Source organism: Enterovirga aerilata, from assembly GCF_013044135.1.
Classification (GTDB): domain Bacteria; phylum Pseudomonadota; class Alphaproteobacteria; order Rhizobiales; family Beijerinckiaceae; genus Enterovirga; species Enterovirga aerilata.
Genome location: NZ_JABEPP010000005.1, coordinates 331425 through 348534 on the forward strand (window position 1 = coordinate 331425; position 17110 = coordinate 348534).

At 70.2% G+C, this 17110-nt stretch carries 21 protein-coding genes; 9 read left to right on the forward strand and 12 right to left on the reverse strand.

The window, feature by feature from the left end:
* Positions 1-72: 72 nt before the first annotated feature.
* The 7 genes from HJG44_RS18760 to trpS all read right to left on the reverse strand — a co-directional run bounded on the left by HJG44_RS18760 (position 73) and on the right by trpS (position 4675).
* A complete protein-coding gene (locus HJG44_RS18760; RefSeq protein ID WP_171219842.1) occupies positions 73-339 on the reverse strand; it encodes a hypothetical protein in 267 nt (88 codons plus the stop codon).
* A gap of 23 nt (positions 340-362) precedes the next feature.
* On the reverse strand, positions 363-1202 hold the full coding sequence (gene olsA, locus HJG44_RS18765; protein ID WP_171219843.1) for a lyso-ornithine lipid O-acyltransferase: 840 nt from the start codon (positions 1200-1202) through the stop codon (positions 363-365).
* Complete coding sequence (locus HJG44_RS24070) at positions 1199-1714, reverse strand: GNAT family N-acetyltransferase (RefSeq protein WP_171219844.1); 516 nt, start codon at positions 1712-1714, stop codon at positions 1199-1201. The genes olsA and HJG44_RS24070 overlap by 4 nt, the downstream gene beginning before the upstream one ends.
* Positions 1711-2394, reverse strand: coding sequence for a tRNA (adenosine(37)-N6)-threonylcarbamoyltransferase complex dimerization subunit type 1 TsaB (tsaB, locus tag HJG44_RS18775; RefSeq protein WP_171219845.1), 684 nt, complete (start codon positions 2392-2394; stop codon positions 1711-1713). The genes HJG44_RS24070 and tsaB overlap by 4 nt, the downstream gene beginning before the upstream one ends.
* A gap of 9 nt (positions 2395-2403) precedes the next feature.
* Positions 2404-2970 carry a NifU family protein gene (locus HJG44_RS18780; RefSeq protein ID WP_171219846.1) on the reverse strand — a complete coding sequence of 189 codons (567 nt, stop codon included), beginning with the start codon at positions 2968-2970 and terminating at the stop codon, positions 2404-2406.
* A gap of 89 nt (positions 2971-3059) precedes the next feature.
* Positions 3060-3563 (reverse strand): universal stress protein, encoded by a 504-nt coding sequence (locus HJG44_RS18785; protein ID WP_171219847.1) that lies wholly within the window; start codon positions 3561-3563, stop codon positions 3060-3062.
* Positions 3564-3637: 74 nt separating this feature from the next.
* Positions 3638-4675 carry a tryptophan--tRNA ligase gene (gene trpS, locus HJG44_RS18790; protein WP_171219848.1) on the reverse strand — a complete coding sequence of 346 codons (1038 nt, stop codon included), beginning with the start codon at positions 4673-4675 and terminating at the stop codon, positions 3638-3640.
* Positions 4676-4821: 146 nt separating this feature from the next.
* On the opposite strand from trpS, the gene HJG44_RS18795 reads away from it, so the two are divergent.
* A complete protein-coding gene (locus HJG44_RS18795; protein ID WP_171219849.1) occupies positions 4822-5799 on the forward strand; it encodes an MBL fold metallo-hydrolase in 978 nt (325 codons plus the stop codon).
* Positions 5800-5805: 6 nt separating this feature from the next.
* Here HJG44_RS18795 and fabI read toward each other — a convergent pair whose 3' ends face one another.
* From fabI to fabA, 3 genes are all read right to left on the reverse strand, one after another.
* Positions 5806-6630, reverse strand: a complete 825-nt coding sequence (fabI, locus tag HJG44_RS18800; RefSeq protein WP_171219850.1) for an enoyl-ACP reductase FabI — start codon at positions 6628-6630, stop codon at positions 5806-5808.
* A 65-nt stretch (positions 6631-6695) separates the two neighbouring features.
* Positions 6696-7919, reverse strand: coding sequence for a beta-ketoacyl-ACP synthase I (fabB, locus tag HJG44_RS18805; protein WP_171219851.1), 1224 nt, complete (start codon positions 7917-7919; stop codon positions 6696-6698).
* Between the two features lie 69 nt (positions 7920-7988).
* On the reverse strand, positions 7989-8543 hold the full coding sequence (fabA, locus tag HJG44_RS18810; protein WP_171219852.1) for a 3-hydroxyacyl-[acyl-carrier-protein] dehydratase FabA: 555 nt from the start codon (positions 8541-8543) through the stop codon (positions 7989-7991).
* 151 nt (positions 8544-8694) lie between these two features.
* Between fabA and irrA the strand changes: the two genes are divergently transcribed.
* From irrA to HJG44_RS18850, 8 genes are all read left to right on the forward strand, one after another.
* Entirely contained in the window at positions 8695-9180 is a 486-nt protein-coding gene (gene irrA, locus HJG44_RS18815) for an iron response transcriptional regulator IrrA (protein ID WP_171219853.1), read from the forward strand.
* Between the two features lie 1334 nt (positions 9181-10514).
* On the forward strand, positions 10515-11843 hold the full coding sequence (locus tag HJG44_RS18820) for a homoserine dehydrogenase (protein ID WP_171219854.1): 1329 nt from the start codon (positions 10515-10517) through the stop codon (positions 11841-11843).
* 22 nt (positions 11844-11865) lie between these two features.
* Positions 11866-12192 carry an antibiotic biosynthesis monooxygenase gene (locus HJG44_RS18825; protein ID WP_171219855.1) on the forward strand — a complete coding sequence of 109 codons (327 nt, stop codon included), beginning with the start codon at positions 11866-11868 and terminating at the stop codon, positions 12190-12192.
* A 23-nt stretch (positions 12193-12215) separates the two neighbouring features.
* Entirely contained in the window at positions 12216-13214 is a 999-nt protein-coding gene (gene glpX, locus HJG44_RS18830; protein WP_171219856.1) for a class II fructose-bisphosphatase, read from the forward strand.
* Positions 13215-13278: 64 nt separating this feature from the next.
* Complete coding sequence (locus tag HJG44_RS18835) at positions 13279-13485, forward strand: YegP family protein (RefSeq protein ID WP_171219857.1); 207 nt, start codon at positions 13279-13281, stop codon at positions 13483-13485.
* Positions 13486-13498: 13 nt separating this feature from the next.
* Complete coding sequence (locus HJG44_RS18840) at positions 13499-14494, forward strand: right-handed parallel beta-helix repeat-containing protein (protein WP_171219858.1); 996 nt, start codon at positions 13499-13501, stop codon at positions 14492-14494.
* Between the two features lie 16 nt (positions 14495-14510).
* Positions 14511-14993: a carboxymuconolactone decarboxylase family protein gene (locus HJG44_RS18845; protein ID WP_346767204.1), complete on the forward strand. Its 483-nt coding sequence runs from the start codon at positions 14511-14513 to the stop codon at positions 14991-14993.
* Positions 14993-15442, forward strand: a complete 450-nt coding sequence (locus HJG44_RS18850) for a GNAT family N-acetyltransferase (RefSeq protein WP_171219860.1) — start codon at positions 14993-14995, stop codon at positions 15440-15442. Before HJG44_RS18845 ends, HJG44_RS18850 begins: the two co-directional genes overlap by 1 nt.
* A gap of 3 nt (positions 15443-15445) precedes the next feature.
* Here HJG44_RS18850 and HJG44_RS18855 read toward each other — a convergent pair whose 3' ends face one another.
* Both HJG44_RS18855 and HJG44_RS18860 read right to left on the reverse strand, forming a co-directional pair.
* Complete coding sequence (locus tag HJG44_RS18855; RefSeq protein ID WP_171220001.1) at positions 15446-16666, reverse strand: LL-diaminopimelate aminotransferase; 1221 nt, start codon at positions 16664-16666, stop codon at positions 15446-15448.
* A 95-nt stretch (positions 16667-16761) separates the two neighbouring features.
* Positions 16762-17082 (reverse strand): hypothetical protein, encoded by a 321-nt coding sequence (locus HJG44_RS18860; RefSeq protein WP_171219861.1) that lies wholly within the window; start codon positions 17080-17082, stop codon positions 16762-16764.
* Positions 17083-17110 lie beyond the last annotated feature (28 nt).

A 17110-nucleotide genomic window follows, 5' to 3' on the forward strand; every position in this document is an offset into this window, starting at 1 on the left:
CGTTCCTGCAGCCTGGGGACAACGCTTAATAGGGCTTCCCGGCCGGCAAGAGAATAGCGTCCCGCGAACGCCCTAGCGGGGCCGGACGACCATGCCGATCAGAACGAGGCCGATTCCGACCGAGGTGAGACCAAGCGCGACCGGGGCCATGGCCCGTGCGGCCGGCGGGTAGAACACGAGAGCTACCGCCAGGAAGGCGAGCGCAGGCAGGATCAGCGCCATGCCTGACAGGACGAGTTCGACCGTCCACGAGGAGCGTCCGAGCTCCATCTTGCCATCCCGGTTTTCCGCCTGGCGGGGAAAGCCGTCGGGTCCCGTACCCGGCCGTAACTCGTTCATCCCGAATTCCTCCGGGATCAGCTCTAGGATGGTACGGTCTCGTCTTGAGTGCGCACGAGCACATTCGGCACGCGCCAGCTTCGGGCGGCCGCCGCCCTGAGCGCCTGCCGGACCTCGGCTTCGGCGAGCGCCGTCGCGCGCTTTCGGTCCGTTTCGCGACCGAACGGGATCGGTTTGCCCCAGGACACGACCACGTCCAGCGGACCGCCCCTGGCATAGGCGAGAAAATGCGGCGGCAACTCCATGTCGCCGTACCAGGCGATCTCCGGCATCTCGCGCCGCGTCACGGGCAGGCCGTTGCGCCTGAGATACGAGATGGCGAGCGGCTGCAGCCGAATCTCCTCGTGAGCGGATTCGGCGAGCGCCGCGCGCGCTGCCCCGACGAGGGAGGAGCGGAACGGCAGGAGCCGGTTGCCGTCGCCCGTCGTGCCCTCCGGGAAAAGCACGATGGCGTCTCCCCCGGCGAGGCGCTCGGCGACCTCGGCGTTCACCTCGGCAGTGGCGGCCTTGCGGGTGCGGTCGAGGAAGATGCAGCGCTGCAGACGAGCGCAGAAGCCGAAGACCGGCCAGTCCGCGATCTCCTGCTTGGCGATGAAGGAGAGCGGCAGCAGGCTCGCCATCACCGGGATGTCGAGCCAGGAAACGTGGTTGGCCAGAACGAGCGTCGGATGACCGTGCTCCGGCGGCGCGCCCTCGACCGTGACCCGGATGTCGAACAGCCGCAGGAAGAGCCGGTGAAAGTGGACAGGCAGGCGGTGCGCGATGCGCGCGCCGCGCCGCCCGGCCACGATCTGCACCGGTGCAAGCAGGGCGAACACAGCGGCCAGGATGCTGACCCGGGCCGCGATCCCGACGCGGGTCATGGGACGGAGCCGGCCTCCTCGGGGGCGAGCCGAAGGGTCATGGAGAGCGCGGAGGCGCGGGTGCCGTCCGGCCGCGCATAATAGCCGGGCCGGTGCCCGGTCTGCACGAAGCCAAGGCGGCGATAGAGCGCGAGGGCGGGGTCGTTCCCCTCCTCGACCTCGAGATGGACGTCCCGAACCCCCGCATGGGCGAGAGCCTGCAGGTGATGCAGCAGGAGTCGCCGGGCCTCGCCGCGGCCGCGCGCCCAGCGAGCAAGCGCCACGCTCAGGATCTCCGCCTCGTCGAGAGTCATGCGCGACAGGACGAAACCCGCCGGCTGCGGATCGCGGCCGAGGAACAGCCCGTCGATCCGGACGGAGCGGTCGAGCAGGAAGCCGTCGAACTCCTCCGCGGTCCAGGGCCTCGCGAAGGCGGCCGCGTGGATCTCGGCAAGCCGGAGCGCATGCCGGGGTCCGAGCGGCCCCACCCTGGCCGTCGAACGGGCGAGGCCGAAACGGTCGAGGAGGCTCACTGGTGCGGGAGGCGCGCCCCGTCCTGCGGTCGCGCGTCGGGCGGAGCCAGATAGAGGGGCTTCGGCAGGGCGTGCTCCGGACGGGCGACCGCGCCCAGCCGCGCCACCCAGGCGATCTCGGGCACCGGCGGCGCGTCGTGGACCCGGACGTCGAGCCCGACGGCCCAGGCCTCGGCGGCGATCGCGGAGGCCCCGGAGCCCACGAGGAGAACCCCGCTCGAGCCGAGGGAGCGCACGATCTCGCGCACCGTCAGGATGGAGGGCGGGATGATCGTTCGGCCGTTCGGCGCGATCGCCTGGGCGTAGACGCGCCCGCCGCGCGCATCGATCGCGGCGACGACGAGCCGCTGGCGCGGATAGGCGATGAGCGGCGCCATCAGGGCCGACAGGGTCGTCACCCCCACGACCGGGATCCCAGCCGCGAGCCCGACCGCGCGCGCGGCCGAGATGCCGATCCGCAGGCCCGTGAAGCTACCCGGCCCGACCGTGACCGCGACCTTGCTCAGGGACGCGAAGCGGCCCTCGACGCGCGAGATCACCCGGTCGAGCATCGGCAGGAGCGCCTCGGCATGGCCGCGCTCCATGGCGATCGTCTCGGAGGCGAGCGGCGCGACGGCGCCCCTGTCCAGGACACCCACCGCACATTGGCCGAGCGCCGTATCGATGGCGAGGATGCGCACCCCTGGGCGTCAGGCCTGGACCGCTTCGACCTCCCGCACCTCCGGGAGGAAATGGCGCAGCAGGTTCTGGATGCCATGCTTGAGCGTGGCCGTCGAAGATGGGCAGCCCGAGCAGGCGCCGCGCATGTTGAGATAGACGACGCCGTCCTTGAAGCCCCGGAAGGTGATGTCGCCGCCGTCGCCGGCCACCGCCGGACGGACGCGCGTCTCGATCAACTCCTTGATGTTCTCCACGGTCTCCGCATCGGCGGGATCGAAGAACTCCTCGTCGGAATTGCCCGAGATGACGGCACCCGCATGCACGACCGGAGCGCCGGAGACGAAGTGCTCCATGATGGCGCCCAGGATGGCGGGCTTGAGGTGCTGCCACTCGCCCTCGCGCTTGGTGACGCTGATGAAGTCGTGGCCGAGATAGACCCCGGACACCTCCGGCATCGCAAGCAACCGGGAGGCGAGGGGCGAGGCGGCCGCGGAAGCCTCGTCCTGAGCGTCGAAGGTGCCCTCCGGCATCACCACCCTGCCGGGCAGGAACTTCAGGGTCGCCGGGTTCGGCGTGGCTTCGGTCTGGATGAACATCGTCGCCTCGAATTCGCGCGTTGCCGCGGCTCTAGCACATCGCTTGCCGGGATGTGGATCGTCCGAGGCGGGGCCGCAATGCCGCGCGGTCATCCGGCCAGGGCGTCGATCGCCTCGTCCGCAAGGTCGCCCGGCACGATGACGATGGGAACCGGGAACGTTCCGGACATCCGCCCGGCGATGCTGGAGACGAGCGGTCCGGGGCCGGAACTGCCAACCCCGGAGGCGAGGACCAGGAACGAAATGTCCTGATCCTCCTCGATCAGGTGCAGGATGGACTCGTCCTTCTCGCCGACCCTGATCAGCCGCTCGGGCTCGAGCCCCGGCGAGGCGGCCGTCGCGAGCGACGCCGCCTCTTCCAGCCGCCCGGCGGCCTCCTCCTCCGCCTCGGCCCGCAGCGCCTCCCCCACCCCGAGCCACTCGAAATTGTCCGGAGGGTCGACGATGGCGAGCATCACGAGATTGGCGCCGGTCCGGGCGCAGCGGCGGGCCGCGAACCGGATGGCGCGGCTGCATTCGGGCGTATCGTCGACGATGACGAGGAACTTGGGCCGGTGGCCCGCCTCGAAGGACCGCCTGGTCGCGCCGATCATGCTTTGAGGTCAGCTCCGCCGCGGGGAGAGGATGCCGGAGCGCGTCGAAACCGGCAAGCTTGGCAGCTTCCGGCTCAGCTCCGGACGAAGCCGACGATGTCCTTGACCTCGGCCATCGTCCGGTCGGCGATAGCGCGGGCGCGCCCCGAGCCCTCATCGAGCACGGAATCGATATAGGCCGCATCCGCCTTCAGCCGCTTCATCTCCGCCCCGATCGGGCCGAGCTTCTCGACCGAGAGGTCGACGAGCGCGGCCTTGAAGGCGGAGAACTGGGCATTGCCGAAATCGCGGAGCACCTCCGCCTTCGTCCGGTCGGACAAGGCGGCGTAGATGCCGACGAGGTTCTCGGCCTCCGGCCGGCCCGCGAGCCCGGCCTCCTCGGAAGGAAGCGGCTCCGGATCGGTCTTCGCCTTGCGGATCTTCTGCGCGATCGCGTCGGCGTCGTCCGTCAGGTTGATGCGGGAGAAGTCGGACGGGTCCGACTTCGACATCTTCTTCGACCCGTCGCGCAGCGACATCACGCGCGCCGCGGGACCGCCGATCAGCGGCTCGGTGAGCGGGAAGAAGCCGTCCTCGTGGCCCCGCTCGGCGATCGGAGCCGCGAAGTCGTTGTTGAACTTCTGCGCGACGTCGCGCGTGAGTTCCAGATGCTGCTTCTGGTCCTCGCCGACCGGGACGTGCGTCGCGCGGTAGAGCAGAATGTCCGCCGCCATCAGGGTCGGGTAGGCGTAAAGTCCGAGCGAGGCGTTCTCGCGATCCTTGCCGGCCTTCTCCTTGAACTGCGTCATACGGTTCATCCAGCCGATCCGCGCGACGCAGTTGAAGATCCAGGCGAGCTCCGCATGGCCGGAGACCTGGCTCTGGTTGAAGATGATCTGCTTCTTCGGGTCAATGCCGGCCGCGATGAAGGCCGCCGTGACCTCCCGGATCTGGTTCTTGAGGTCGGGCTGGTAGAGCTCGGCCGTGATCGCATGCATGTCCACGACGCAATAGATGCAGTCGTACGTCTCCTGCAGCGCCACGAAGCGCCGGATCGCCCCGAGATAGTTGCCGAGATGCAGGTTTCCGGTCGGCTGCACGCCGGAAAAGACCAGTTCCTTGAAAGCCGACATCCCGAACCCGCTCCGCCGAGCCCTCGCCCGGAAGTGGCGCACTACGGAACGACCATCGTGATGGCAAGGGATCGGCGCGATCAGAACCCTCTAGCCCATTCCGGCATTGTCGCGGCATTCTCACCCGGTACCACCGGAGCTCTCGCATGCAGCCGACCCGTCGGGCCGCCCTCATCGGTGCCGCATTCCTAACCTCCAGCCGGGCCCTGGCCCAAGCCGGTGGCGCCGCGACACCGGCGCCGGCGGCCGAACCGCCGCCGCCGGCATTCCGACGCGTCCTGGTGGGCGATGTCGAGGTCACCTGCCTCTTCGATGGCGGCATGACGATCACCAACGACCGCATCCAGGGCTTCTTTCCGGACGGCAGGCCGGACGAGCTCGCGAGCCTCCGGGAGCGAGCCTTCGAGTCGCCCGACGGGCTCAAGCACCCGGTCGGCTGCTATCTCCTGCGCACCTCCCGCAACGTCGCACTGGTCGATTGCGGTGGTCACCCGGCCTTTCTGCCCACCGTCGGACGATCGCTCGATTCGCTACGGGCTGCGGGCGTGAGGCCGGAGGAGGTCGACACTGTCCTCCTGACGCATATCCATCCGGAGCACGCCCTCGGTCTCTCGTATGACGGCCAGACCCGGAACTTCCCGAACGCCGAGATCGTGGTCACCGATGTCGACCATCGATACTGGACCGACCCCGGCATGGAGAGCCGGGTCCCACAGGGACGGCGCTTCATCGACTTCGCCCGCCAGGCGATTGCGCCCTACCGCGACCGGATCCGGCTCATCGCAGCCGATCGCTCGGTCGAGGCGATCCCGGGCGTGTTCACGGACCCCGCGCCCGGCCATACGCCGGGGCACGTCTCCTACCGCTTTTCCTCCGCCGGACAGGAGATGCTGATCTGGGGCGACATCGCCCACCAGAACTACATCCAGCTCGCGAGGCCGCGCTGGCGGGTCGGTGTCGACTACGACCCGAGCCAGGGGGTCGAGAGCCGCCTCCGCACCCTCGACATGCTGGCCGGCTCCCGCGCCCTGGTCGGCGGCTGCCATACGCCGTGGCCGGGCTTCGGGCGCGTCGTGCGGGCGGGCGACGGCTACGAATGGGTGCCGCGGCCCTGGCAGATATGAGCTCGCTCAGACCTCCGTCGCGCCGGCCGCCTCCTGGGCCTTCAGCACGTCGGGCCGCGGCATGGAGATGATGTTGTAGCCCGAATCCACGTAATGGATCTCGCCTGTGACCCCGCCGGACAGGGGTGACAGGAGATAGAGCGCCGAGCCGCCGATCTCCTCGATCGTCACCGTCCGGCGCAGCGGCGCGTTGGCGCGCTGGAAATTGTACATGAAGCGGGCATCCGCCACGCCCGCGCCGGCGAGCGTCCTGACCGGGCCGGCCGAGATCGCGTTCACGCGAATGCCTTGCGGGCCGAAATCGCCCGCCAGATAGCGCACCGACGCCTCCAGCGCCGCCTTGGCGACGCCCATCACGTTGTAATTGGGCATGACCCGCATCGAGCCGCCATAGGTGAGCGTCACCATGGCGCCGCCGGCCTGCATGCGCTCGGCCGCCCGCTTCGCGATCTCCGTGAAGGAGAAGCAGGAGATCAGCAGCGTGCGGGAGAAATTCTCGCGGGTCGTGTCGGCGTAGCGGCCCTTCAGCTCGTTCTTGTCCGAGAAGGCGATGGCGTGGACCAGGAAGTCCAGGCTCCCGCCCCAGGCCTCGTCCAGGGCCGCGAAGACGGCGTCCACCGAGGCCAGGTCCTCCACGTCGCAGGGCAGCACGAGATCGGACCCGACCGACCTGGCGAGCGGCACCACGCGCTTGCCGAGAGCCTCGCCCTGGTAGGTGAAGGCGAGTTCGGCGCCGTGCTGCGCGAGCGTCTTGGCGATGCCCCACGCGATCGAGTGGTCGTTCGCGACCCCCATGACGAGGCCGCGTCGGCCGGAGAGCAGCTTGTCCATTCAGTCCCCGGCGGGCGTGGCGGGCAGGAGGGGCGCGGCAGGCGCAGGGTCGGCCTCGCGCATGATCACGCGTCGACGTGCTTCATGACGATCGTCGCATTGGTGCCGCCGAAGCCGAAGGAATTCGACATGACGCAGCCGAGCCGCGCGTCGTCGATGCGCTTGCGCACGATCGGCATGTCCGCGAAGGCCGGGTCGATCTCGTCGATATGGGCGCTCTCCGCGATGAAGCCGTTGTTCATCATGAGGAGCGAGTAGATCGCCTCCTGCACGCCCGTCGCGCCGAGGGAATGGCCCGTGAGGGACTTCGTGGCCGAGATCGGCGGGCACTTGTCGCCGCCGCCGAAGACCTCGCGGATCGCCTCGATCTCCTTCTCGTCGCCGACGGGCGTCGAGGTGGCGTGCGGATTGATGTAGTCGACCCGCGGCCCGACGCCCTGGAGCGCCATGCGCATGCAGCGCACCGCGCCCTCGCCGGACGGGGCCACCATGTCGTGCCCGTCCGAGGTCGCGCCGTAGCCCGCGATCTCGCCGTAGATCCGGGCGCCGCGGGCCCTGGCATGCTCGTATTCCTCCAGCACCAGGACGCCGGCCCCGCCCGCGATCACGAAGCCGTCGCGGTTCCGGTCATAGGCGCGGGAGGCGCGCTCGGGGCTGTCGTTGTACTTGGTCGACATCGCGCCCATGGCGTCGAAGAGGACGGAGAGCGTCCAGTCGAGCTCCTCGCAGCCGCCGGCGAAGATGATGTCCTGCTTGCCGAGCTGGATGGTCTCGTAGGCGTTGCCGATGCAGTGGTTCGAGGTCGCGCAGGCCGACGAGATGGAATAGTTCACGCCCTTGATCTTGAACCACGTCGCGAGCGTGGCGGAGGACGTGGAGGACATGGCCTTCGGAACCGCGAAGGGACCGATGCGCTTCGGCCCCTTCTGGCGGGCGATGTCCGCGGCTTCCACGACCGTGCGGGTCGATGGTCCGCCCGACCCCATGACGATGCCTGTGCGCTCGTTGGAGACGTCCCGCTCCTCGAGCCCGGCGTCGCGGATCGCCTGCTCCATGGCGACGTGGTTCCAGGCGGTGCCGCCGCCGTGGAAGCGCATCGCGCGCCGGTCCACCACCTCGTCCGCCTTCATGGTCGGGGCGCCGTGGACCTGGCAGCGGAAGCCGAGCTGCCCGTATTCCTCCGCCCGGGAGATGCCCGAGCGGGCCTCCCGCAGCGAGGCCAGGACTTCCTGCGTGTTGTTGCCGATGGACGAGACGATGCCCATCCCGGTGACGACGACGCGCCGCATTGCGCACTCCTCAGGCCCGACTCGGCCGGCCGCTCAGGTAAGGCTACGAGCCTCTCTTCTCAACCGCCGTCAGCCGCCGGCGGGCGCCACATCCGGCTTGAACAGGCCGACCCGCAGGTCCTTCGCCTCGTAGATGCGCCGGCCGTCGGCCTCCAGCCAGCCATCCGCGATGCCGAGAACGAGCTTGGACCTGAAGACGCGCTTCAGGTCCACCCCGTAGACCACCGTCTTGACGCTCGGCAGCACCTGGTCGGAGAACTTCACCTCGCCGACGCCGAGCGCCCGGCCGCGTCCGGGAAGCTCCAGCCAGCCCAGGAAGAACCCGACGAGCTGCCAGAGCGCGTCGAGGCCGAGGCAGCCCGGCATCACCGGATCGCCCTTGAAGTGGCAGGGAAAGAACCAGAGGTCGGGCCGCACGTCGAGCTCGGCACGCACGAAGCCCTTGCCGTTGGCGCCCCCGGTCTCCGTGATCTCCGGGATGCGGTCGAACATCAGCATCGGGGGCAGCGGAAGCTGGGCGTTTCCGGGCCCGAACAGCTCGCCCCGCCCGCAGGCCAGAAGCTCCTCGTAGCTGTAGCTCGACTGACCCGCCATCCCGTCCGCGCGCTCCCGAACCGGCGCCATCGGGGCGCCGTCGCGCGGGTGGTTAGCACATGGCCCGGTGGCATCAAAGGCGTCCGGGCGCTCCGACCCGGGGCTAAGAGCCCGCCAATGTTGCGATAACGGCCGGGCGCCTATATAGGTCGAGGCACCTGCCGATATCGTTCCGAGACCCATGATCGAGCTTCGCCCGAACGCGCCCCGCGACACCGCGGCTCAAGTCGCGGCCCACGAGACGCTGGCGCGGCGCGGCTGCCCGGTCTCGGACCTGAAGGACAAGCTGCGCAATGTCGGCCTGCGCCCGACGCGGCAGCGCATCTCGCTCGGCTGGCTCCTCTTCGCCAAGGGCGACCGGCACATCACGGCCGAGATGCTGTACGAGGAGGCGATGCGGGCGCGCGTGCCGGTGTCGCTGGCCACGGTCTACAACACGCTCCATCAGTTCACGGAAGCCGGCCTCCTCCGCCAGCTCGCCGTGGACGGCTCGAAATCCTATTTCGACACCAACACGACCGAGCATCACCATTTCTTCGTCGAGGGCGACGAGCAGCTGATCGACGTTCTGGCCGAGATCGCGGTCGGCGACCTGCCCGAGGCGCCCGACGGGATGGAGATCGCCCGGGTGGACGTCATCGTCCGCCTCCGCCGCAAGGGCCGCTGAGCGCCGCGGCGCCCCTCATCCGGGCACGCGCCGTCCTTCCCCGGCGCGGGGTCGGGCGGGGTCGGTCAGAACGGGCGACTTCAAAGAGCGGGTGAATTGGTCGAGGGGCGTGGGACGCCGAAACGCTCGATCAATTTTTAGAGGAGCCTTTCGGCGTCCCCGCGATGCCCGCCTGTCATCCCCGGCGGGCGCGGAGCGCCCGGGAAGGGGATCCAGACGACAAGCACCGCGTCCGGGTTTCCCCGGCACGGGCGGCGATTTTGGACCGGACCTGCCGCTCTTCCGCCCCCTCGCCCGTTGCCGGACGAGAGAACACTAGCCATGCTGCACTGGCGCCCGGGCCGTATTACCCGGAGGGCGGCGCTGGTCCGGCTCCCCGAGTGCGGGTTCGCGAAACCCGCCCGCAGGCGCCGCGTCAGCCGGCCTGGGCTCTCGCCCATTCCGGCCCAGTCAAGCTCTTCCGCTCTGTTGACGCCTCGCGAGAGCGCCCCTCGGCGAAGAGGACGAAGCCGGTCTAGACTATATTCCTAGAAATGTCAAGCCGCCTGTCATCCCCGGCGGCCCGCAGGGCCGGGAAGGGGATCCAGCACACCTCCCACACGGACAACGTCCCTGGATTCCCTTCCCCTCCGGCGGCTCCGCCGCCTCCGGCCGGGAATGACAGTGGCGCGTGTCATCCCCGGCGGCCCGAAGGGCCGGGAAGGGGATCCAGCACACCTCCCACACGGACAACGTCCCTGGATTCCCTTCCCCTCCGGCGGCTCCGCCGCCTCCGGCCGGGAATGACAGTGAGCTCCATCCTCGGCCTTGAGCCGCGGATCCGGACTGGATGGTCGGGGCAAGCCTGACCATGACGGGGCGGCATACTTGACCGCCGCGTTTCCTTCCCCCTCACCCGGCCCTGCTCCGCAGGGCCACCTTCTCCCGCAAGGGGAGAGGGTCACGCGCTCCACCGTCATCCCCGGCGGCCCGAAGGGCCGGGAAGGGGATCCAGACACCCTAGCCAAAGCGCGGCGCCCTTGGATTCCCTTCCCCTCCGGCGGCTCTGCCGCCTCCGGCCGGGAATGACAGTGAGCCTCGCGGTCCCCGCAGCCGGTTCGTCATCGCGGGTGCAGCGAAGCGATCCAGAACGTCGCGCGGCGATCGGGGGCTGGATTGCCGCGTCGCCTTCGGCTCCTCGCAATGACGGCGATGCCGTCGTCCCGGCGCGCCCGGGCATGGTACGGGCGAGGAGCGATGCGCCCGGCTCGCCGCCGGGCGGCCCTCGACACTCTTCCCGGCCGCGCTTAAAGACGGGCGCGCTTCATCGAAGCGCCATCCCGGAGGAGAACCGCATGCAAGCGCACCCGTTCAGGGTCGGCGTCGCCGGCCTCGGCACGGTCGGCGCCGCGGCCCTCAAGATCATCGCGCGTCAGGACAATGCGCTGACCGAGCGTGCCGGCCGCGCCATCCGGGTGACCGCCGTCTCGGCCCGCGACAGGAGCCGCGACCGGGGCCACGATCTGTCCCGCTACCGCTGGTTCGACGATCCGGTCGCGCTCGCGCGCTCCGACGAGGTCGATTGCGTGGTCGAGCTCATGGGCGGCGCGGACGGGCCGGCCAAGGCCGTGGTCGAGACGGCGATCGAGCACGGCAAGCACGTCGTGACCGCCAACAAGGCGCTGCTTGCCCGCCACGGGCTCGATCTCGCGCGCCGGGCCGAGGAGAGAGGCGTCGCGCTCGCCTTCGAGGCCTCCGCGGCCGGCGGGATCCCCGTGGTCAAGACGCTGCGCGAGGCGCTCGCCGGCAACCGGATCACCCGGATCTACGGAATCTTGAACGGCACCTGCAACTACATCCTGTCCCGGATGGAGAGCGACGGGCTCGACTTCGCGACCTGCCTCGCGGCGGCGCAGAAGCTCGGCTATGCCGAGGCCGATCCGACCTTCGACATCGGCGGCTTCGATACGGCCCACAAGCTGGCGCTCCTGACCTCGCTCGCCTTCGGGACGGAGATCGACGCCCAGTCGATCTACGTGGAGGGAATCGAGAAGATCACGCCGCTCGACCTGAAGATGGCGGACGAGCTCGGCTTCCGGATCAAGCTGCTCGGGGTCGCCGAGCGGAGCGAGGCCGGGATCGAGCAGCGCGTCCATCCGACCATGGTGCCGAAGAGCTCCGCGATCGCGCAGGTGATGGGCGTGACCAACGCGGTCACGATCGACGCCGATGCCGTGCGCGAGCTGACCCTGATCGGCCCGGGCGCGGGCGGCGACGCGACCGCCTCGGCGGTCGTCTCGGACATCGCCGATGTCGCTTCCGGCACCGTCTCGCCGCCCTTCGGCCGCCCGACGGCGCGGCTCGACAAGGCCGAGCGCGCCCCGATGCAGCGGCACGAGGGCGGCTACTACATCCGCCTCACGGTCCATGACCGGCTCGGCGTGGCGGCCGGCGTCGCGAGCCGCATGGCCGAGGCCCGGATCTCGATCGAATCGATCGTGCAGAAGCGGCCGGCCGGCAGCCTACCCCCCTCCGACAAGCATGGCCGCTCGGGCGATCCGGTGCCGCTCGTGCTCATCACCTATGCGGCGACCGAAGCCGCGATCCGGGAGGCGCTCGAGAAGATCGCCGGCGACGGCCTCGTCTCGGAGGAACCGCAGGTCATCCGGATCGAGCGGGAATGAGCCGCGCCGCCGGAGCGTCCCGATGATCCTGCGCATCTGGCGGGCGCGCAGCATCGGCGCGGGTGTCGAGCGTTACGGCCGGCATTTCCAGGACCGGGTCGTGCCGGACCTGCGGGGACGCCCCGGATTCCTCGGCGCGACCCTCTCGCGCCGCTCGGTCGGGGATGCGACCGAGCTGATGGTCGAGACCCGCTGGGCCTCCCTCGACGCCATCCGCGCCTTCGCGGGCGAGGCGGCCGAGGCGGCGGTCGTCGAGCCCGAGGCGCGCGAGGTTCTCATCGACTACGACGAGCGCGTGGCGCATTACGAGATCGTGACCGAGGCGGACGCCGCCCCTCGGGCCGAATAGAGCCGGAACGGATCCCGAGCACCATGGCAGACGCAAAGCCCGAAAAGAGCATCCTCATCGAGCGCATCCTGACGCTGGAGCTGGTCCGCGTCACGGAGCGGGCGGCGGTCGCGGCGGCGCGCCTGCGCGGCCGCGGCCAGGAGAAGGCGGCCGACCAGGCGGCGGTGGACGCGATGCGGCGCGAGCTGAACACGCTGCCGATCGACGGCACGGTCGTGATCGGCGAGGGCGAGCGCGACGAGGCCCCGATGCTCTTCATCGGCGAGCGCGTCGGCAACGGCACGGGCCCGAAGGTCGATATCGCGGTCGACCCGCTGGAGGGCACGACTCTCTGCGCCAAGGACATGCCGGGCTCCATCGCCGTGATGGCCATGGCCGAGGGCGGATCGCTGCTCGCCGCCCCCGACGTCTACATGAACAAGATCGCGATCGGGCCTGGCTACCCGAAGGGCACGGTCGACCTCGACCGCACGCCGGAAGAGAACATCCGCTCGCTCGCTAAGGCCAAGGGTGTCGAGCCGAAGGACATCACGGCGCTGATCCTGGACCGCCCGCGGCACGAGGAGCTGATCCGGCGCGTGCGTGCGCTCGGCTGCTCCATCCGGCTCATCACGGACGGCGACATCATGGGAGTGATCTTCACCTCCATGCCGAGACGGACGGGCGTCGACATCTATCTCGGCGTCGGGGCGGCGCCGGAAGGCGTGATCGCGGCGGGCGCGCTGCGCTGCATCGGCGGCCAGATGCAGGGCCGCCTCATCCTCGACACGGAGGAGAAGCGCGAGCGCGCGAAGAAGATGGGCGTGACCGACCCGGAGAAGAAGTACAATGTCGACGAGCTCGCGCGCGGCGACGTCGTGGTCGCGGCGACCGGCGTCACCGACGGCGCGCTGCTGAACGGCGTGAAGTTCGGCCCCGACATCATCGAGACGGACACGCTGGTCTACCGCTCCGCGACCGGGACGGTGCGGCGCATCCAGGCCGAGCACCGCAACCGGGCCAAGTTCCACCTGGAATCCTGACCGGCGGGGCGCCCGCGAACCCGCTTCGCCCTCCTTCGTTGATCCCGCGCACGGGAGAGGACGAATGCGCTTCGAGATCTACAAGGGTCATAACGGCGAATGGCGCTGGCGCCTTCGCGTCCAGAACGGAAACGTCATCGCGGATTCGGCCGAGGGCTACGAGCGCCGAAGCGATTGCGAGCGCGGCATCGAGCTGGTCAAGACCTCCGCGGCGGCTCCGGTCGTGGACATGTCGGCCAAGATCGCCGGCGGCCAGCACCGCGCCGGCTAGGACATCCTTCGCGATGCAGCGCGGCCTGCTGGCATTCCCGGCCGCGGCGCTGCTGCTCGTCTGCGCCGAGCCGGTGCGCGCCGCCGCGCCCGCCTGCGATGCGCGCACACGCGCCGCGCTGCTCGAGCCGGCGCTCGGCCCGGACGATGTCGCCAGGCTGACCTGCAGCCTGCGCCTCGGGCCGGACGAGGTCGTGACGAAGCGCCTCCTCCTGGAGGGCCGGGCGGCGAGCGGCGTGGAGATCGACTGCCGCGGCGGCCGCATCGGCCGGCCCGAGGCCGAACCGCCCTTCCCCAGGTTCACGGTCGAGATCCGCTCGCGCCCGCCCGAGGGCGGCCGGACGGAGTGGGACCGGCCGGAGGGCGTGGCGATCCGCAACTGCACGATCGCCGGCCCGATCCGCATCTGGGGGATGGCCATCAACGGCCAGGGCGAGGTGCTGAAGCTCTCCTCGCGAGCGTCCGGCCATACGGAGCGGGCCCAGGCTGCGGCGCCGACCGGGATCGCAATCGAGAGCTCGACCCTGCAGGCCTCCGGCGCGATCCCGCTCTATCTCGGGCCCGGCGTGACGGGAGTCTCCCTGACGAACTCGCGCGTCGTCGGCCGGTCCGCCTCGGTCGCCGTCTATCTCGATGCCGAAAGCGCGGGAAACACGATCGCGGGCAACAACTTCGACATCGAGACCGGGCGCGAGGCGATCGCGGTGGACGGCTCGGCCCGGAACCGCATCGCCGACAACCGCTTCCGCATCGCCTGGCGCGGCGGCATCTTCCTCTACCGCAATTGCGGCGAGGGCGGCACGATCCGCCACCAGACCCCGTCCTTCAACACGATCTCGGGCAACCGCTTCTCCTACGCCCTTCCGCTGCACCTGCCGGCGATCAGCGTCGGCTCGCGCGAGGGCTGGCGCCTCTATTGCGGCGAGGATGCGGGCTATCCCTTCGGCAGTTCGGCCGATAATGGGGACCACGCGACCGGCAACGTGGTCGAGAACAACGTCGTCGAGTAGCGCAGGAGGCACGCCCGTGTCGGAGTTCACGCCCCGCATCGACCGACGCAGCTTCCGTCGCCTCGCGGCACCCGTCGCCGACGCGCTGGCGGCGATCGACAGTGCGGCGGTCGCGGCCGGGCTCGAGGCCGACCTCCTGGAGCTCGTGAAGCTCCGCGCCTCGCAGATGAACGGCTGCGCGTTCTGCGTGCAGTACCACCTCAACGTGGCACGGGCGCAGCAGGTCGCGCGCGAGAAGCTGGACCTGCTCGTCGCCTGGCGCGAGGTCGACGTCTATACGGATCGCGAGCGCGCGGCGCTCGCCTGGACTGAGGTGCTGACGGAGGTCGAGCTCGGCGTCGCCGACGACGACTTCGACGAGGCGCGCGAGGTCTTCTCCGAGAACGAGCTCGCGCATCTCTCGGCCGCGATCGGCGCCATCAACGCCTGGAACCGGATCAGCGTCGGGTTCCGCTTCGCGCCCGAGCTGCCCGGCCCGCGCAAGCTGGAGACCGTCTGATGGCCGCCCTGGCCGTCCGCCCGCTCGGGCCGGCCGACCGAGCCGCCTGGGAGCCGCTCTGGGCCGGCTACCTGGCCTTCTACAAGACGAGCGTCCCGCCCGAGGTGACCGAGACGACCTGGTCGCGCCTGATGGATCCGGCCGAGCCGATGCACGCTTTCGGCTGCGTCGAAGGCGAGGCGCTCGTCGGCATCGTCCACTTCATCTTCCACCGCTCGACCTGGACGATCGGCGATTACTGCTACCTGCAGGACCTGTTCACGGCCGAGGCCGCCCGCGGCAGGGGCGCGGGCCGCAAGCTGATCGAGGCCGTCTGCGAGCGCGCGCGAGCCGAGGGCGCGAGCCGCGTCTACTGGCTCACGCACGAGACGAACGCGGCCGCGCGGGCGCTCTACGACACCCTGGCGGACCGGCCGGGCTTCATCCAGTACCGCCGCATCCTGGCCTAGCCCCTACCCCGCCCGTGCCATCGGCACGACGTTGTGCAGGGTGCGGTCGGCGGTGTCGAAGAACTTGCGGACGGAGCGCGCCGCCTGGCGGATGCGCTGCTCGTTCTCGACCAGCGCGATGCGGACGTAATCGTCCCCGTGCTCGCCGAAGCCGATGCCTGGCGCGACCGCGACATCCGCCTTCTCGACGAGCAGCTTGGAGAATTCGAGGCTGCCGAGCGGTCGGAACTTCTCCGGGATCGGCACCCAGGCGAACATGGACGCGGAGGGGGACGGGATCTCCCACCCGGCCTTGCCGAAGCTCTCCACCAGCACGTCGCGGCGCCGCCTGTAGATCGCCCGCATCTCGCGGATGCAGTCGTCGGGCCCGTTCAGCGCCGCGGTCGCCGCGACCTGGACCGGCGTGAAGGCGCCGTAATCGAGATAGGACTTCACCCGCGCGAGCGCCGCGAGCAGCCGCTCGTTCCCGACCGCGAAGCCGATGCGCCAGCCGGCCATCGAAAAGGTCTTCGACATGGAGGTGAACTCGACCGCGACGTCCATGGCCCCCGGCACCTGCAGCATGGAGGGCGGCGGCTCGCGGTCGTCGAAATAGACCTCCGCATAGGCGAGGTCGGAGAGGAGGAAGATGTCATGCTTCTTCGCGAAGGCGACGAGGTCGCGGTAGAAGTCGAGCGAGGCGACCTGCGCGGTCGGGTTGGACGGGTAGCAGGTGACGAGCGCGAGCGGCTTCGGGATCGAGTGCAGCACCGCGCGTTCGAGCGCCGGGAACACGGCGGGGCTCGGCTCGGCCGGCACGGAGCGGATGACGCCGCCCGCCATCAGGAAGCCGAAGGCGTGGATGGGATAGGACGGGTTCGGCACGAGCACCACGTCGCCCGGCGCCGTGATGGCCTGCGCCATGTTGGCGAAGCCCTCCTTCGAGCCGAGCGTCGCCACGACCTGCGTGTCGGGATTGAGCTTCACGCCGAAGCGGCGGGCATAGTAGCCGGCCTGGGCGCGGCGGAGCCCGGCGATGCCCTTGGAGGCGGAGTAGCGGTCGGTCCGCGGCTTGCCGGCCGTCTCGCAGAGCTTGGCGACGACATGCGGCGGCGCCGCAAGGTCGGGATTTCCCATCCCCAGGTCGACGATGTCCGCCCCGGCGGCCCGCGCCTTGGCCTTGAACCGGTTCACTTCCTCGAACACGTAGGGCGGCAGCCGCTTGATGCGGTGAAAATCGGTCATGTCGAGCGGATCCTCGGCTCGCCGGGCGAAGTCGCCGCGAACCACCTTGTCGTCTTCTAGCATCGCTCCCCTTCCCTGGGCAGCCCGGATGCCGCCTACTGCGAGCCGGCCGCCCGGCGCGCCGCTGCGGCCCTCGCGGCGTTCGCCCGGCTCAGCCGGTCCATCTGCGCTTCCGCATTCTCGACCTCGTCCTTCGTCTTGGCACGGTACCTGCGGGGCGGGGCGGACACGCCGACCGGGAGGTACTCGACCTGGGCGGGGCGGGTCCGGGCGACGAAGTCGGGGGCGGGTTTCGGCTCGCCGCCCGTCACGCCGGCGGCGACCGCCGCGTCGCGCACGGGGTTCGCGTCCCCGGCGCAGCCGCCGAGCGCGGCGCCGATGAGAAGGAGCAACGAGGCGGGAAGGATGGGACGCATGCGCGAAGTCTCGGACCTCCGGATCACG

Excerpts from the sequence above, each read along its gene's own strand:
- irrA (WP_171219853.1), top strand. The coding sequence starts at position 8,695 with ATGATCGAGCTTCGCCCGAACGCGCCCCGCGACACCGCGGCTCAAGTC.
- glpX (WP_171219856.1), top strand. The coding sequence starts at position 12,216 with ATGGCAGACGCAAAGCCCGAAAAGAGCATCCTCATCGAGCGCATCCTG.
- HJG44_RS18795 (WP_171219849.1), top strand. The coding sequence starts at position 4,822 with ATGCAGCCGACCCGTCGGGCCGCCCTCATCGGTGCCGCATTCCTAACC.
- olsA (WP_171219843.1), bottom strand. The coding sequence starts at position 1,202 with ATGACCCGCGTCGGGATCGCGGCCCGGGTCAGCATCCTGGCCGCTGTG.
- trpS (WP_171219848.1), bottom strand. The coding sequence starts at position 4,675 with ATGTCGGCTTTCAAGGAACTGGTCTTTTCCGGCGTGCAGCCGACCGGA.
- HJG44_RS18760 (WP_171219842.1), bottom strand. The coding sequence starts at position 339 with ATGAACGAGTTACGGCCGGGTACGGGACCCGACGGCTTTCCCCGCCAG.
- HJG44_RS18780 (WP_171219846.1), bottom strand. The coding sequence starts at position 2,970 with ATGTTCATCCAGACCGAAGCCACGCCGAACCCGGCGACCCTGAAGTTC.
- HJG44_RS18860 (WP_171219861.1), bottom strand. The coding sequence starts at position 17,082 with ATGCGTCCCATCCTTCCCGCCTCGTTGCTCCTTCTCATCGGCGCCGCG.
- HJG44_RS18835 (WP_171219857.1), top strand. The coding sequence starts at position 13,279 with ATGCGCTTCGAGATCTACAAGGGTCATAACGGCGAATGGCGCTGGCGC.
- HJG44_RS18840 (WP_171219858.1), top strand. The coding sequence starts at position 13,499 with ATGCAGCGCGGCCTGCTGGCATTCCCGGCCGCGGCGCTGCTGCTCGTC.
- HJG44_RS18785 (WP_171219847.1), bottom strand. The coding sequence starts at position 3,563 with ATGATCGGCGCGACCAGGCGGTCCTTCGAGGCGGGCCACCGGCCCAAG.
- HJG44_RS18820 (WP_171219854.1), top strand. The coding sequence starts at position 10,515 with ATGCAAGCGCACCCGTTCAGGGTCGGCGTCGCCGGCCTCGGCACGGTC.
- fabA (WP_171219852.1), bottom strand. The coding sequence starts at position 8,543 with ATGGCGCCGGTTCGGGAGCGCGCGGACGGGATGGCGGGTCAGTCGAGC.
- HJG44_RS18825 (WP_171219855.1), top strand. The coding sequence starts at position 11,866 with ATGATCCTGCGCATCTGGCGGGCGCGCAGCATCGGCGCGGGTGTCGAG.
- HJG44_RS18855 (WP_171220001.1), bottom strand. The coding sequence starts at position 16,666 with ATGACCGATTTTCACCGCATCAAGCGGCTGCCGCCCTACGTGTTCGAG.
- HJG44_RS18850 (WP_171219860.1), top strand. The coding sequence starts at position 14,993 with ATGGCCGCCCTGGCCGTCCGCCCGCTCGGGCCGGCCGACCGAGCCGCC.
- fabI (WP_171219850.1), bottom strand. The coding sequence starts at position 6,630 with ATGGACAAGCTGCTCTCCGGCCGACGCGGCCTCGTCATGGGGGTCGCG.
- fabB (WP_171219851.1), bottom strand. The coding sequence starts at position 7,919 with ATGCGGCGCGTCGTCGTCACCGGGATGGGCATCGTCTCGTCCATCGGC.